This window comes from Erwinia typographi (assembly GCF_000773975.1).
Taxonomy (GTDB): Bacteria; Pseudomonadota; Gammaproteobacteria; order Enterobacterales; family Enterobacteriaceae; genus Erwinia; species Erwinia typographi.
The window spans coordinates 66384-81564 of record NZ_JRUQ01000018.1 but is presented as its reverse complement, the minus strand read 5'-3'; the positions used below and the strand labels follow the sequence as shown (position 1 = coordinate 81564).

The window sequence follows — 15181 nt, the reverse complement described above, 5'->3', positions numbered from 1 at the left end:
TTATTGAATGGTGAGAACCACTTTTCCCAATATCTCAATATCATCAATGCTGCAATCGAACACAGCCCCCGCCCCTTCGACTCGTAGTTTCCTAACTGGGATGCGAGTTAAAGTCCTAACGCTTACCTTCTCTTCAACATTGACCAACCACATACCATCACTAACGGCTCTATCATCCATATCAACCACGTACTGAATTCCTGCATCAACAATCATGTTTGGCTTTTGCGGGAGTTGCTTAGGCTCAAGAAAGATAGACCTATCGAGCAGAATGTATCCACCGTCACTTAGGATACCGTTAATTAGATTTTTTCTAATTACACTGGCTGAATCTGTAGGTTTTTCATTTGCCTTTTCACCCACACCGGTTAGCAACCATTCCAATGAAACTCCAGTTTCAATCATGCACTGAACCATGATGTCGCTTGGGAGTCCGCCACGTTTATAGCGTGCAGCTAGTGAGCTTGAGGCTATGTCCAGGTGATCAGCAAGATGCCCCTTTTGAGTAAATCCATAAGCTTCGATCACTCTATCAAGGATTGGGGCGCTATCTGCGTCGGCGTTTATGCGAAATCTAGCCATAAATTTCCAGCTAGATATTGTCTATAAAAGTTGACTTGTAGACATTATCTAGCTAATCTCCATTTTGTGTTAGACATTAACTTATATTGACTGATATTGCCGTATCAATCTAAACCGGAGTTTGCCTTATGCGCCCTAGCATTACAATCATCATCCCTGAGCCATATCTGCCTCTTGACGAGTATTGTCGCCGCACTGGGACCAATAAGGAAACAGCTAAGAACCTAATTGAGTACGGTAAGCTGCCAATCAAGCCAAAAGGTTTGCAGAAGAAAGGCTTAATCGAAATCAACATGGCCGCACTAACCATTCAAGCGCTGAGCGAATGTGATATTTCGCTTAATGCGTAATAAATCTTATATATTAGACAAGGACTAATCATGTTTGATTTTGAGATTTCCACCCATGGCCACTTTGATGAGGCCTGCCGCAAGTTTGCTCTTACTCACAACATGTCAGAGCTGGCTAAACAGGCCGGTATGAAAGTGCAAACTCTCCGCAACAAACTTAACCCAGATCAGGTTCATCAACTAACCGTTGCAGAAATGCTATTGATTACTGATCTTACAGAGGATGCAACTCTGATTGATGGTGCGCTGGCGCAGTTGCAATGTCTGCCATGTGTGCCAGTTAACGAGGTTGCTCCGGAGAAGTTACCAGCCTATGTGCTCAAAGCTACCGCTGAAGTAGGGCAGTTAGCCGCAGGAGTTGTCAGCCAGGAACGATTTACGTCGGCCTGTCGCCGTGGTTTTGTTCAAAGCGTTAACACCGGTATTCGTTGTCTTACTCTTGCCGCAATTGCCATTCAGACCCGCGTCCATTCAAACCCTGCGATGGCTGGCACTACCGATGTGTTAAGCGGTATCGGTGCATCAATCGGGGTGGTTTAAGTGATGGCGTTTTCAGTTGCACCACTACTAAAGCGGCAAAGCCCCTCACACGCATTCGGTCACGGCTGGATTGCAGCAGAAGATGGCATGCGCTGGCACCCGGCAAACTCACAGGCCGAACTACTGGCAGGTTTAAACGGTAAAAGGAAAAAAGCAACATGGGTTACAAAGCTGAAAGCATCATTGTACAGATGAACGCCGGACAGCGTGTTAGCGCGCTAAATCATATTGCTACCCTTCGCACTATGATGTATGGCGATTGTGATGATGAGTTGAAACGCTTTATTAACGAAATGCGTAATAAGCGTGATGAGCAGTTTGAAAAAAATTGCCGTGCATTGGGCGCAATATTCTTTCTGGCAAATATAAATAAAGAACGTCACCACGTTGAATACAGTGAACTGACGAGTGACGAGGTAAAAGCACTGATTGGTGCCATGAATCACTTTCGAGCAGTCGTGAGTTTATTTCCCAAAAGGCTGACGCTTCCAAACTAATTAACTAAAAGAAAATAAATGGCGTAAATCCGCCGGGCATTCTTTTGCCTTTAATCTGGAGTTTTAACAATGAGAAATATTGAAACACGTAAATATCAGGCCGATGCAGACGCGTTAAATTCCCTGCTGAGCAAAGCCAAAAGTGAGCAGCGTCGTGATGATGCGCTGGCCGTGTCCATCCGTATTGCCGCGCTGGCTATTCATGCCAGAAAGAACGAAATGTCGGCAACAGAAATCATCGAACTGCTGGATAAAGAGGCCAGTCGATTTGAAACCCAGGCACAGGAGCTGCACTGATGGCTGACTCAATGGATTTGGTGCAGTTGCTCGTTGAGGAAGAACTGGCGCGCAACCTTGCTAACGCACGGCGCCAGCCTGCCGGGGCTGGTGAGTTTTTTTGTCTGTCCTGTGATGAGGCAATACCGGAAGCCCGCCGCCGCGCTGTACAGGGTGTCACCCACTGTGTGGCCTGTCAGGAAATCAACGAACTGAAAAATGTGCATTACAACGGGACATCACTATGAACACCATTTTAAAATGGCCGGGCAGCAAGTCCCGTATCATGCCAGAAATCAATAAGCACCTGCCAGAGGGGTATCGTCTGGTTGAACCTTTTGCAGGTTCATGCGCAGTAATGATGAATACAGACTTTCCGGCTTATCTGGTGGCAGACGTCAATCCTGATTTGATTAATCTCTATCGCCAGATTAAAGAATTTGAGCAGCAATTTATTATCGTTGCGTTTCGTACTTTCGCTGAAAACCGCTCAGAGGAAAGTTATTACACTATCCGTGAAATGTTTAATCATCATCCCGGATTGCCGCTTTTAGATCGAGCTGCTTATTTCCTTTACCTTAACCGTAATGGTTATCGTGGGATGTGTCGGTATAACCAGAAAGGTCATTTCAACGTTCCATTTGGCAACTACTCAGAACCCTATTTTCCGCTTGCCGAGATCAGCTCCTTCGCTGAAAAAGCGCGGCGGGCTACGTTCATCTGTGCTGACTTTACTGAAACCCTGAATATGGTCAAAGCCGGTGATGTTGTGTACTGCGATCCTCCTTACCATGGCACCTTTACGGATTACCACGGCGGCGGCTTCGGGGAAACTCAACAATATGAGCTGGCCTCTGTTTTGAGTGATATGGCTAACCGACACCCGGTCATCGCTTCCAACAGCAACACCAGTCTTGTTAAAAGCCTGTATCGTCAGTTTGACCTTCATCAGATCACTGCCCCGCGCAGCATTGGCGTAGCAGCTGGCAAGGGGAAGCGCGCTGAAGAAATTATTGCTGTCAACCGCCCGTTTAGTAGTTCTGTAAAGTATGCCAATCCCTCGATTTATCCCACATTGCTCAATGAGGTCTTGCCATGATCAAGCTTTTCGGTGGCTATATATCGGGTACTGTCCATCGCGGCAACCGGGCGTATCTTTGCTATCAACCCGCGCAAGCCATGTCGGATTTATTTTCCCTGAAACAAGCGTTGCCAGAAACTCGCCAAAATGTCCGGGCACCTGGAAAAGGTCTGTTGGCATTGGCAGAAATCGCGAATCGCCCAAAACAAACATCTCCACAGTTTGACGAGTCGCCTGAAGAGAAATGTGAATATCTGACTCTAGAGATTCCGGTGTGTCCCACTCAGGAAATCCTTGTGTATGGGTGTGCCGGATCGGTTGGAGCACGTTATTCAATGCGCGCCGGACAACTTCTTTCCATTCTTCGCGAGACGGCCACTTTGCTTCGACGCACCATAGGACGCGACGAGCAATCTCATTTCGACAGGATTCTGAGGGAAGCCAACGCTCAGCTTCGTAGTTTCTCGTCGGCTCCAAAAACGCGTCACATGCGGCATACATGTCGGTCGCTGATAAAAGCCTTACAGCAGCTTGAGGAGCATCTGCGCCAGGAACAAAACTTAACAGCTCATCGTAATAAGGACGTGTAATCGGTGACTGCCCTGACATTTCATGCTCCATTTTCAGAATTGAGTAGCGACTTTAAACCCGCAAATAAAAATCAACAAGGATATGTCTGGCCGTGGAATGCTCCACGGCAGGCTGTCGCCAGTCCATATCTCACTTATGATGAAATCCACCGCCGTGATCAGCTGATCGCGGCAGTTTCGCGTGCGCAGGCGTTACTTGAAGCCCAACCTGCGCTTGTCCGTATCGACATTAACCGCCGCCTGAATGAACTGGAAAAAGAGCATGGCGTTCAGCGGGCCAATGCCTACTTAACGAAAACCTTCGTTGAGCGGACATTGCCACGCCTTGAGCGGGTAAATGCGCAGTATCGCCTCGGCGAAATGAATAACGGCACGTTTACCTTGCTGACTGATAACGCCGGAGATAACCGCCGGGCAGCATCTGCTGCCGGTACGCTGTGGGAACTGATGAGAAGATTTAACCGACTGCCTGAAATGGCACGGGCAGATGTTGATCTGCTGGCCGGGGATGTCGCTAATTTTGTACTGGCTGAGATGGTTCAGGCACACGGGCAGGGGAGCGATGAATCCAATTACCACTACATCCACCGTATCTACATGACCGCAGCCGCTATCACCTGCGAGCTTAAGCAGACGCCGCCACTCTGGGACAAGGTTACGTCTCGTCTTTTCGACCCGGAAGAAGTGACGCCGGCGATCATGCGTATGCAGACAGAGAAATGGTGGAAAGGTCGCCTGCGCCGTATTGCGGCATCATGGCGTGAACACCTGCAGATTGCCCTAGCTAACGTCAGCAAAAAGCAGACGCCTTATGCCAGCAACATGACCGTAATCGAATGGCGTGAGCAGAAGCGCCGGACCCGTGAATTTCTCAAAGGAATGGAGCTGGAAGACGAAGAGGGCAACCGCATCAGCCTGATTGAGAAATACGACGGCAGCGTGGCTAATCCCGCTATACGTCGCTGCGAGCTGATGACCCGGATTCGCGGCTTTGAAAATATCTGCAATGAGATGGGCTTTGTCGGGGAGTTCTACACCATTACTGCCCCGTCACGATATCACGCCACCATCAAAACCGGCCATCGCAACCGCAAATGGAACGGTGCCAGCCCGGCTGATACACAGCGTTATCTCTGCAATGTCTGGCAGAAAGTCCGCGCAAAACTGCATCGTGAAGATATCCGCATTTTTGGTATTCGCGTGGCCGAGCCACATCACGACGCCACACCACACTGGCACATGCTGATGTTTATGCTGCCTGAAAGCGTTGACTGCGTGCGGCAGATTCTGCGGGATTACGCTTATCAGGAGGACAGCGGCGAGCTGATTACGGATAAAGCCCGCAAGGCACGCTTTCATGCTGAAGCTATCGATCCGGAGAAGGGCAGCGCCACCGGCTACGTGGCTAAGTACATCTCAAAAAACATCGACGGTTACGCCCTTGATGGTGAACTGGATGACGAAAGCGGAAAGGAGTTGAAAGAAACCGCGCCAGCCGTTTCTGCTTGGGCAGCACGTTGGCACATTCGCCAGTTTCAGTTTGTGGGCGGTGCGCCGGTAACGGTTTACCGCGAGCTGCGCCGCATGGATGACAGTGAGACTGCGCACGGTCTGAGTGTGGAGTTTGCTGCTGCGCATGACGCTGCTGATGCCGGTGACTGGGCTGAATACGTCAATGCCCAAGGCGGGCCGTTTGTCCGCCGTGACGATCTGGCCGTGCGCACCTGGTATCAGTCGTCAGAAGAATGTAACGAATATGGTGAAGAAACACTACGCATCAAAGGCGTTTACGCAACATCTGTTGGTAATGATACCCCGATATTAACCCGTCTCGTACAGTGGAAGATTGTCGCGAAGCGAGCCGTTGATTTGGTTGTTGACCTTAAGGGCGCGCCTGCGCCCTCTCGGAGTTCTGTCAATAACTGTACGGGGAGTTCGGGATCTGAGGATCCGCCGAAGCCGGAAAGATTGCCAGAAATTGACTTTGGCAGTTTGAGCAGGAAAGAACGGCGGCGACAACTGACAAGGATAAGGGCAAAGCAGCCGGTAAAAGCCTCAAAGGTTTTCAGGCGTTCCGACAAAAATGAGGTAGCCTGCGCTCGTGTTATAGAGCAAATCCGTGATCTTATTGGTGAAACAATTAGCTGCGGGCTGGCTGCGCGGTTGATCGGCGGTACTGAAACACGGATTGGCGGCGAGTGGTTTAGTTGTACCGCCCAGGGTGAGTTGTTACGGGCAAGAAAAAAGGACGTGGCTGGTGAGTTGTTAGCCAGGTGCAGTCTCTTGGCCGAAAAGATAAGAAATAGGATTTATCCAGATTGAAGATAAAAAGTATTTCACAATGATACAAAATCCATATACTGTATTTATGTACAGTGCTTGTTGCTTTGGGGGAAAAATGGACGATGATTTAAGAGAGCGGGTGAGGTTGGAACGTGTTGAATTGATTGCCAGACTTGCTTCGGAAGGAGTTTGCCAAGAGCGAGATCGAGAAATCGCACTAAACCTTATTGCCGAGATTGCATCAGATGCCGAGTTAAGAAACCGGCAATTCTCGGTAATCTTTTCCGCCGCTCCCTTTAAGAACTGAAGGTACGATTTATGCGTGTTGAAATCATGATCGATAAAGAACAGAACATCAGTCCGGCAACACTCACTGCATTGGAAGAAGAACTCTATAAACACCTTGTTCCAATATACCCAAAAACAGCTATTCGCATCCGCAAAGGCAGCGCTAACGGAGTTGAATTGAGCGGCCTAAAACTGGATGAAGACAAAAAGCGAGTGATGCAAATCCTTCAGGATGTATGGGAAGATGATGGTTGGCAGCACTGACCTTGAGATTTCCCGGTAGTGCATGACTATGCCGCATGAATTCGCATGATCGTTTAAGGATCGTTTTTGATGAGTCCCGCCAGTTTTGGCGGGACTTTGCTTATCTCATGCGCCTGCATGAAAACCGCTACATAAAGCGGGCAGGCGTGGCGGGGGTACGAGCGCGCGCTTAGAGTTAATGTGCAGTTGGGCAATGTGCGGAATATAAAGAAATCCCGTGTGAAGCGTTCCGGTACCAGTTATACTCTGGCAAGAAATCAACTATCAGAATCAACTTCATAAGGAGGGGCAGAGATGACTGTAACTATCCATCAAAAACCTCTTAATGCTTTTTTAAACCGAGTCAGCACCCTCGATGGACGATTGGCTGAAGGTTTAGCTAAGTTACTCCCTGATTGGTGGGACGATTCATTGAATCAGTCACCGAGCATCAGCCAGCAGGTAATTTTAGGATTGGCAAAATTTGCCAATTTAGATCTTAATGCTGTGCTTAACCCTGCCACACCGCTGCGATTCAATGATTCAGTTCGTAGATATAAGCATGCAGCTAATAAACCTGTAGCAGAGCTTCAGGCTGCTACTGCAGTTGTGGACGGCATGGCAAAAATAGCTGCGACAGTTGTAAAAAATGATTACAATGAGCTTCCACCTGCTAGTGATATTCGTCAATTAATATTATCGAGCGGCAAGTCGTGGGTAGACTATCAGGCACTTTTGGAATATTCATGGTCTATGGGGATTCCAGTTCTTTATATGCCTGAAATTCCAGCAAGGAAAAAAATGGATGCTGTTGCTATTAAAGTTTCAGAACGTCCGGTCATTGCTTTAACAAAAAAGCAAAAACACGCTAGCGCTTTGCTCTTCAGTTTGGCGCATGAACTAGGACATATTGCATGCGGTCACCTCGAACGTAACTCATTACTAATTGATGAAAAAATCAATGAAGATGACGTTGATAATCCGCAAGAAATAGAAGCAAATGCATTCGCTATTGAATTGTTGAATGGTCGCCCTGATGCTTCTTTTTACAGTCGTTTTAGGGTGACTGCAGATGTTCTAGCTGATGGCGCTCTTCGTATCGCGCGACTAAATCAGGTTGATCCGGGTCATGTTGCTCTTAACTATGCGAAGACAATGGGTCGAAATGGTGGGAACTATTATCCCGTTTGCTTTAGCGCATTGAACATTATCTATCCCCATTTGACATGGGCTGAGCAAGCTAACCGGACCTTTTTGGAATACGTTGACGAAGATAAGGTTTCGGAAGATAAGTTCGAAATGCTCTGCAAAATGAACAACATCGAGGTTTAGTGCCAGTGGCTGTATTACTTGATAATGATGTAGTACTGAAATTGGCCCAATTAGATTTGCTTGCTGATGGTTGCAAATTACTCACAAGAAACTATGGCCAGTTATATGTATTAGATACATTAGTGTATCAGCTCAACGGTAAAGCATCTTTGCGCAGATACGGTACTGAAGCTATTGAGCGCGTCAAGCTTTGTATAGCTCAAGGTGATTTTTTACTATTTGAAGAACTAATCACCGATTCAAGGTTAATCAACCTTCAAAATAGCTTCGATAACCTTGACGAAGGTGAGATGCGTTTAGTGCAAGGTTTGTTAAATCACCATGATTTATTACTTTCAGGTGACAAGCGGTTTTTAAAAGCCATTTCTGAAACTGGTTTTATTGAAGAAGCTTCTTTAAATAATAGATTTGTCTGTTTAGAGCAAGTCATCTGCTTTCTTATTAATGAGTTATCTCTCGATCATATAAATGATAAGGCGAGCATTGCCTTTCAAGGAGAGTTTCGTGTGGATAGCGCATTAAGGACCTGTCTTGGTCGTGGACGCACACATGAACATGTGGTTGAAGGAATTTATAACCAGTTAAAAGAACTGCCTCAAATATTGTTGTCTGTTGAGCAGCATTGGCAATTATCTAGCCCTTGATTGGTTTCCAATAAAAGAAAGGCGCATCAATTTCGCCTTTCTTTCATACTTATTTTTAGTTTAAAGAGTAGACCTCAAACCGCATTACATCTTCTCCAATCCAATCATTTAACTCCTGTAACCTCCGTTGCAGCGGTATCAACTCATTACGCACAAACACTTTGCTGGCCTTTTCAATATCGCCAAACCCACCAGTGTTGTTCGGAATGATACCCATTAGCTGAGGCGGCACGCGATGTACGGCCAGCATGTCGTCGCGGCTCACGTTCTTGATGTTCAGAAACTCATCTTTAGCAGCCACTTCAGACAACGGGATGATCTGGATGCCGTCCTTTTTCCCGTTCGGGCTGTACATAAACAGGTTACGGAAGTTGCCTGGCCCCTTTGCGCTTTTCATGGCGCTGCGGATGTTGTCCACGTCCTGCTGGCTCTGGGCTGGGTCGGTCATGTACATGATAAAACCCGCATGACTGCCGTTAAGATAATACTTGCGACGGAAAAGCGTGGCCGACTCGTTCAGCAGGGTCGACGGGATCGCTGACAGATAGCCCGGCAGACCGTAAATCTCCTGATTGATATCCGGCTCCATCAGGTGGAAGACGCTGCCCTTCGTAAACTCATAGGGTTCCGTGCTGATGCCATAGTGCGCATACCAGTACGTGTCCAGGTCTAGGCCGCGCCGCGTGAACTTCGCCAGCGATGGCTCCAGCTTCAGCACGTTACCGAGGCGGCTGATCCGCTTCTCCAGGTAGGCGTTGCCGAAAATCAGATAGTCCAGCGCAAAGCGGCTGAATGCCTGCTGACTCAGCAGCGGATGCGGGATAAAGGTACTTGCCAGAATGTTGCACTTCACGCTGATGGGGGAGCTGTGGTGAACGGCGGCGCGGAACGTGCGCGCCAGTCCGTCACTGCTCACAGGGGGTTCATACCAGCGATCATTGATAACGCACTCCACGTAGTCCAGCAGTTCGCGGCGGTCCAGCACCGGAATCGGGTCGCCAAAGGTAAACGCCTTAGACGCTGCCCCGCTGGTCATATTATCCGACTGCGGCACGGGCTGCGTGCAGATGCGGTTCCTGCGTTTGCTCATTTAATAAATCTCCACAATATTCTGCGTGTGTGCCGCCTGTCCCTGCAGCGGCTCGTTTGCCAGCGCGTGCATGGTTGCCCAGGCTAAATCGCCGTGGCTGACTTCCTCGCTGCGGCTGGTTTCATAGGTAGGACGGTTGCCGCTGGCCGTGGTGGCTTTGCGGATAGACATGAATGACTGCGCGATGTCGAGGTGACTGGCGTCAAACTCCAGCCGCCCGCTGGCGATGGTGTCGTAGGCTTTGAGCACCAGGGCGTTTTTGACGTTCGGGTTATAAACAAACTCTTTCACCTGCGGGAAAAAGGCTTTGACGTTCTCATACACGCCGAGGCCGACGCCGGTGGAATCGATGCCGATATAGGTCACGTTATACTGCTGCGTCAGTGTCCTGATGGCGTCGGCCTGGGCCCGGAAGTCCATACCGCGCCACTGGTGGCGTTCAAGTATGCGGAACTTGCCACCCGGCACGGCGGGCGGTGCCATAACCACGCATCCGGCGCTGTCGCCGTTCTGCGTGCCCTTCGCCGGGTCGTAGCCGATCCAGACCTCTTTCCAGCCAAACGGGCGCAGCGCCAGCGCCTCAAAGTCGTTCCAGACCTCCCAGCTGTCCACCATGCATTTCTGTAGTATCGCCAGTTGGAACACCGACGCCAGATCGTCCATGAACACGCACATCAGTAGGTTCTGATAGTCTTCCGGGCTGTAGCGGGTGCGTAACTGCTCAAGGTCAAACAGGTCGCAGCCGCCGCGAACCGCATCTTCAACGGTCACAATCTGGCGGAACTGACCGTCTTCACAGAGGCGTCCGGCGGCCAGTGACTGATGGCTGAGGTCAATATTAACCCGGTCCGCTTTGGCGCGGCCCTTATTAAACTGCCCGCCAGACCAGAATGGATAGGCGCTGTGCGTCAGGCTGGACGGCGTGGAAAAGTAGGTTTCGCGCCATTTCTTGTGCAGCGCCATGCCCGACGCCACTTTCTGCAGTTCCTGAAACTTCGGTATCCAGAAATATTCGTCCAGGTACAGGTTGCCGTGGTAGCTCTGTGCTGTGCGGGCGTTGGTGCCGAGGAAGTACAGACACGCGCCGTTGCTGAGCGTCATCGGGTCGCCCTTAAGGTCTACATCCACCTCGCGGGCAAACTCAATAATGTACTGCCTGAAAACGTGCGCCTGCGCCTTGCTTGCCGACAGAAAAATCTGATTACGCCCGGTAGTCAGCGCATCGATCAGCGCCTCGCGGGCAAAAAAGAAGGTGGCCCCAATCTGGCGCGACTTCAGCAGGTTGCGGACGGCATATTTATTCCCGGCCTCCCACCACTGGCGCTGGTAGCGGAACATCGAGCCGTGAAAAACTTCCTGCAGCTTCTCAATCTGTTCGTCGCTGAACAGGTTTTTTTCCAAGGGCTTACGCGGGCCTTTGTTGCGGTTTTCCACGTTGGGGTTCAGGTCCGCTTCGTTCCCACCGTTGCTGAACTTACCAATGCGGGCATGGCGCTCGGACTGGCGCGCCAGCAGGTCGATTTCCTTAAAGTCTTTCCCTTCCTTCTGCTCCTTCATGATGAGTTGGCAGTAGCGTGCGGCGGTGGTCAGCTGCATCTGATCTAGCGGGCCGTAGTCGCCCCACCTGTCGCGCTTCTTCCAGCTGTGAACAGTTGCGGGTTTCTCTCCCAGCATTTCAGCAATGCGGGCGATACGGTATCCCTGAAAGTACAGCAGTAAAGCCTGCCTGCGGGGATCTAGGTCGTTGGGGCCGGGTGTCATGTTCATGCAGCCAAAATACGGCCCCGCCGTTTCCTTTTCCGCCGTCCCTTATTGTGTGGATTACCGCACAATGTCGCCGCGTTGTTTCGATCCCCCCGTCGCCGCAAACATAGGGCCTCACAGAGTTTTTCTGAACGGAGCCTGGACAATGGCAAAAAAAGCAAAGCGTTTTCGTATCGGGGTGGAAGGTGCCACCACGGACGGGCGCACCATCGAGCGTTGCTGGCTTGAGCAGATGGCTGCAAATTACAACCCCGTACTTTACACCGCCGTGATCAACATGGAGCACATCAAGGGCTACACGCCTGACAGCGCGTTTCGTCGCTTTGGTGTGGTGGAGGCGCTGGACGCCGAAGAAATCAGCGACGGCCCGCTGAAAGGCAAAGTGGGGCTTTATGCCCTGATTAACCCGACTGATGAACTGGTCATGCTGACCGGCAAAATGCAGAAAATCTTCACCTCAATGGAAATCCGCCCCGAATTCGCGGACACCGGCGCGGCGTATCTGATTGGACTGGCCGTGACCGACGATCCGGCCAGCCTCGGCACCGAAATGCTGCAGTTCAGCGCCAGCGCCGGGGCAAACCCTCTGGCAAACCGCAAGCAGCATCCTGACAACCTTTTTACCGAAGCTACCGAAACCGTGATCGAGTTTGAGGACGTGGCCGATGAAAAGCCCGCTCTGTTCACCCGTATCAAAGCCATGTTCAGCAAACAGCAGCAGAGCGATGCGGCCCGTTTCAGCGACGTACATCAGGCGGTTGAGCTGATTGCCACCGAGCAGCAGGACTTCAGCGTGCGTATGGAGGCCGCACTTAGCGAACAGGCCCAAAACCTCAAATCGCACTTCAGCGATGCGCTGGGTGAGGAAGTGACGAAACGCGAAAAGCTGCAGGCTGATTTCAGCGAACTGCAGCTGCAACTGAGCCGGGAAGATGTCCGCCAGCAGCTCCGCCCGCGCACGCCGGGTAACGGCGGCAGCGGCGAAGTGCGCACCGACTGCTGATATGGCGGCGGCAAACCTTATTAACGAACTGAGAAAGCGAAGCGATGAAAAATACTACCCGTTTTAAGCTGAATGCTTACATGTCGGTGCTGGCAGAAATCAACAAAATCGACCTGTCTGCCCTGAACAGTAAATTCACGATTGAGCCATCCGTGTCGCAGACGCTGGAAACCAAAATTCAGGAATCGTCCGTGTTCCTGCAGGCTATTAATATCATGCCAGTCGGTGAACAAAGCGGCGAACGGCTGGGGCTTGGGATCGGCACCACCATTGCAGGCACCACCGACACCACAGTGAAAGAGCGTGAGCCAACCGATCCAACCTACATCGACGGTGACGGCTACAAGTGCACGCAGACCAACTTTGATACGGCTCTGCCTTATTCGAAGCTGGACATGTGGGCGAAGTTCAGCGATTTCCAGGTGCGCATCCGTGACGCCATTGTGAAGCGTCAGGCGCTGGACCGCATCATGATCGGATTCAACGGCCTCAAGCGTGAAAAAACCTCAAACCGCGTGCTGAACCCGCTGCTGCAGGACGTGAATATCGGCTGGCTGGAAAAAATCCGCCAGGAAAAACCGTCGCAGGTGCTCGGCCAGCATATCGACGACAGCGGCAATGTCGTGTCGGATAAAGTCACCGTCGGCAAAGGCGGCCTGTTCCGTAACCTAGATGCCGTGGTGATGGGCGCGGTGACGGAAAAAATAGGCGTGCAATATCAGGACGACACTGAACTGGTGGTGATCTGCGGCCGCCAACTGCTGGCCGACAAGTATTTTCCACTGGTCAATCAGAGCCAACCTAACACCGAAGCGATTGCCGCTGACCTGATTATCAGCCAGAAACGCATCGGCGGCCTGCAGGCTGTCCGCGCGCCATACTTCCCGGCAAATGCGCTGCTGATCACGCGGCTCGATAACCTGTCCATCTACTGGCAGGAGGAGACGCGCCGCCGCTCGATCATCGATAACCCGAAACGTGACCGCATCGAAAATCTTGAGTCGGTCAACGAGGCTTACGTGGTCGAGGATTACGACTGCACCTGCCTGGTGGAAAACATCGAGCTGCTGGAGCAGGAGCCGGAGCCTGAAGCGGGCCAGATGAGCGAGGCGGAAATTGAGCGCATCGCTACCGTGGCGGCAAGCGTGGTGAAGTCCATGACCGGCAACTCTGAAGCTGACACCAACACCGGAGCGTAATCCGTGACCAACCCTTTCCGCGCACATACGCGCTTTATGCAGGCACAGGAGGCCGCCCGGTCGGGCGGCACCGGTCGCAGCGCAAAGGGCTATGACCTGATGCTGCTGCAGCTGAACGAAGACCGCCGCCGCCTCAAGGGCATTCAGTCCAACGTCAGAAAGGCCGAAATCAAGGTGGAGGTGCTGCCGAAGTACGCCGCATGGGCTGAGGGCGTGCTAAGCGCCGATGGCGCGCAGCAGGACGACGTGCTGATGTACGTGATGCTCTGGCGCGTTGACGCCGGTGATTATGGCGGTGCGCTGAGGATTGGCCGTCATGCATTAAAGCACGGCTGGGTGATGCCGCTGGGACATCGCACCACGGCGACGGTGCTGGCCGAGGAAATAGCCGACGCGGCAAAGGCCGCCGTGCTGGCGCAGGCACCTTTTGATCCTGCGCTGCTGCTGGAGGCTCTGGAGGTGGTGGATACGCACGACATGCCAGACCAGTCGCGCGCGCGCCTGCACAAGTCCATCGGCTGGGTACTGACGGAAAGCAGCCCCGCGTCAGCGCTGAACCATCTGAAGCATGCCCTGCAGCTGGACGAGAAGTGCGGCGTTAAAAAAGACATTGAGCAGCTGGAGCGGAAAATCCGTAACGCCAGCTGATAACCGGACGTGCCCACGCGCGGGGCGGCACGGGGTGGAGACAGGCAGCGCCGCATCAAAACTCCGTCCACCGCCCACTTTATTCAGGAGAAGCACGGCAATGAAATTTGTAACGCCGGAACAGGCACCGGATATGCCAGAAATTATCCCCAACAACTCGTTCTGGCCGGATATCGATCTGGCTGGTTTCCGCGCGGCGATGCGCGTTGACGGCACGGTAACCCCGGCGCGATTGCGTCAGGTCACCCTCACGGCCATGTCAGAAGTTAACGCGGAGCTTTACGCCTGGCGAGAGCGGCAGGAAATCAACGGTTTTAACAGCCTGGCCGATGTACCGGCGGAGCAACTGGCTGGGCGTAGCGTGCGCCTGCATCACTATGAAAATGCGGTGTGGTGCTGGGCGCGCGCGGTGCTGAACGAGCGCTATCAGGACTTTGACGCCACCGCTGCCGCAGCGAAGCGCGGGGAAGAACTGGAAAATGCCACCGGTGACCTGTGGCGCGACGCGCGCTGGGCCATCAGCCGCGTACAGAATGTGCCGCATTGCACCGTCGAGCTTATCTGATGAAGGTGCGGGCGTTGCAGTATGACACGGTGGACGCACTCTGCTGGCGTCATTACGGGCGCACGCAGGGCGTGACGGAGCAGGTGTTACAGGCGAATCCCGGCCTGGCCGGGTATGGTCCGGTTTTACCTCACGGACTTGAGGTTGAGCTGCCGGACGTGGCACCTGCCGTAACTTCACAGACCGTTCAGCTTTGGGACTGAATC

21 protein-coding genes are annotated in these 15181 nt (G+C 51.9%); 18 read left to right on the top strand and 3 right to left on the bottom strand.

Features of this window, described 5'->3' with window-relative positions:
• A complete protein-coding gene (locus NG99_RS04465; protein ID WP_034888823.1) occupies positions 1-582 on the bottom strand; it encodes a phage repressor protein CI in 582 nt (193 codons plus the stop codon).
• 128 nt (positions 583-710) lie between these two features.
• Between NG99_RS04465 and NG99_RS04460 the strand changes: the two genes are divergently transcribed.
• From NG99_RS04460 to NG99_RS04410, 13 genes are all read left to right on the top strand, one after another.
• Positions 711-932 (top strand): hypothetical protein, encoded by a 222-nt coding sequence (locus NG99_RS04460; protein ID WP_034888821.1) that lies wholly within the window; start codon positions 711-713, stop codon positions 930-932.
• Positions 933-962: 30 nt separating this feature from the next.
• The gene (locus NG99_RS04455) at positions 963-1472 is read left to right on the top strand and encodes a phage regulatory CII family protein (RefSeq protein WP_034888819.1); all 510 of its coding nucleotides are present in this window, start codon (positions 963-965) and stop codon (positions 1470-1472) included.
• 3 nt (positions 1473-1475) lie between these two features.
• A complete protein-coding gene (locus NG99_RS27980; RefSeq protein ID WP_072017532.1) occupies positions 1476-1667 on the top strand; it encodes a phage filamentation protein Fil family protein in 192 nt (63 codons plus the stop codon).
• Positions 1631-1969, top strand: coding sequence for a DUF5347 family protein (locus NG99_RS04450; protein ID WP_034888817.1), 339 nt, complete (start codon positions 1631-1633; stop codon positions 1967-1969). The genes NG99_RS27980 and NG99_RS04450 overlap by 37 nt, the downstream gene beginning before the upstream one ends.
• A 69-nt stretch (positions 1970-2038) precedes the next feature.
• Complete coding sequence (locus tag NG99_RS04445; protein ID WP_034888815.1) at positions 2039-2266, top strand: DUF2732 family protein; 228 nt, start codon at positions 2039-2041, stop codon at positions 2264-2266.
• Entirely contained in the window at positions 2266-2493 is a 228-nt protein-coding gene (locus tag NG99_RS04440; RefSeq protein ID WP_034888813.1) for a TraR/DksA family transcriptional regulator, read from the top strand. Before NG99_RS04445 ends, NG99_RS04440 begins: the two co-directional genes overlap by 1 nt.
• Entirely contained in the window at positions 2490-3344 is an 855-nt protein-coding gene (locus tag NG99_RS04435) for a DNA adenine methylase (RefSeq protein WP_034888811.1), read from the top strand. Before NG99_RS04440 ends, NG99_RS04435 begins: the two co-directional genes overlap by 4 nt.
• On the top strand, positions 3341-3916 hold the full coding sequence (locus NG99_RS04430; protein WP_034888809.1) for a hypothetical protein: 576 nt from the start codon (positions 3341-3343) through the stop codon (positions 3914-3916). Before NG99_RS04435 ends, NG99_RS04430 begins: the two co-directional genes overlap by 4 nt.
• A gap of 39 nt (positions 3917-3955) precedes the next feature.
• Entirely contained in the window at positions 3956-6238 is a 2283-nt protein-coding gene (locus tag NG99_RS04425) for a replication endonuclease (RefSeq protein ID WP_034888955.1), read from the top strand.
• A 76-nt stretch (positions 6239-6314) separates the two neighbouring features.
• Entirely contained in the window at positions 6315-6506 is a 192-nt protein-coding gene (locus NG99_RS27975; RefSeq protein WP_198138729.1) for a hypothetical protein, read from the top strand.
• Positions 6507-6517: 11 nt separating this feature from the next.
• Complete coding sequence (locus tag NG99_RS04420; RefSeq protein WP_034888806.1) at positions 6518-6751, top strand: DinI-like family protein; 234 nt, start codon at positions 6518-6520, stop codon at positions 6749-6751.
• Positions 6752-7045: 294 nt separating this feature from the next.
• Positions 7046-8062, top strand: a complete 1017-nt coding sequence (locus NG99_RS04415) for an ImmA/IrrE family metallo-endopeptidase (RefSeq protein ID WP_034888804.1) — start codon at positions 7046-7048, stop codon at positions 8060-8062.
• A gap of 5 nt (positions 8063-8067) precedes the next feature.
• The gene (locus NG99_RS04410; RefSeq protein ID WP_034888802.1) at positions 8068-8706 is read left to right on the top strand and encodes a hypothetical protein; all 639 of its coding nucleotides are present in this window, start codon (positions 8068-8070) and stop codon (positions 8704-8706) included.
• A 55-nt stretch (positions 8707-8761) separates the two neighbouring features.
• On the opposite strand, the gene NG99_RS04405 is transcribed toward NG99_RS04410, so the two are convergent.
• Positions 8762-9796, bottom strand: coding sequence for a phage portal protein (locus NG99_RS04405; RefSeq protein WP_034888800.1), 1035 nt, complete (start codon positions 9794-9796; stop codon positions 8762-8764).
• Positions 9797-11563 (bottom strand): terminase ATPase subunit family protein, encoded by a 1767-nt coding sequence (locus NG99_RS04400; protein WP_034888798.1) that lies wholly within the window; start codon positions 11561-11563, stop codon positions 9797-9799. It lies immediately after the preceding gene.
• A 142-nt stretch (positions 11564-11705) separates the two neighbouring features.
• Between NG99_RS04400 and NG99_RS04395 the strand changes: the two genes are divergently transcribed.
• The 5 genes from NG99_RS04395 (at position 11706) to NG99_RS04375 (ending at position 15178) form a co-directional block, all read left to right on the top strand.
• Positions 11706-12563 (top strand): GPO family capsid scaffolding protein, encoded by an 858-nt coding sequence (locus tag NG99_RS04395; protein WP_034888796.1) that lies wholly within the window; start codon positions 11706-11708, stop codon positions 12561-12563.
• 44 nt (positions 12564-12607) lie between these two features.
• Positions 12608-13762, top strand: coding sequence for a phage major capsid protein, P2 family (locus tag NG99_RS04390; protein ID WP_034888794.1), 1155 nt, complete (start codon positions 12608-12610; stop codon positions 13760-13762).
• 36 nt (positions 13763-13798) lie between these two features.
• Entirely contained in the window at positions 13799-14410 is a 612-nt protein-coding gene (gene gpM, locus NG99_RS04385; protein ID WP_052130557.1) for a phage terminase small subunit, read from the top strand.
• Between the two features lie 100 nt (positions 14411-14510).
• The gene (locus NG99_RS04380; RefSeq protein WP_034888790.1) at positions 14511-14975 is read left to right on the top strand and encodes a head completion/stabilization protein; all 465 of its coding nucleotides are present in this window, start codon (positions 14511-14513) and stop codon (positions 14973-14975) included.
• Entirely contained in the window at positions 14975-15178 is a 204-nt protein-coding gene (locus tag NG99_RS04375; RefSeq protein WP_034888788.1) for a tail protein X, read from the top strand. The genes NG99_RS04380 and NG99_RS04375 overlap by 1 nt, the downstream gene beginning before the upstream one ends.
• Positions 15179-15181: the final 3 nt, after the last annotated feature.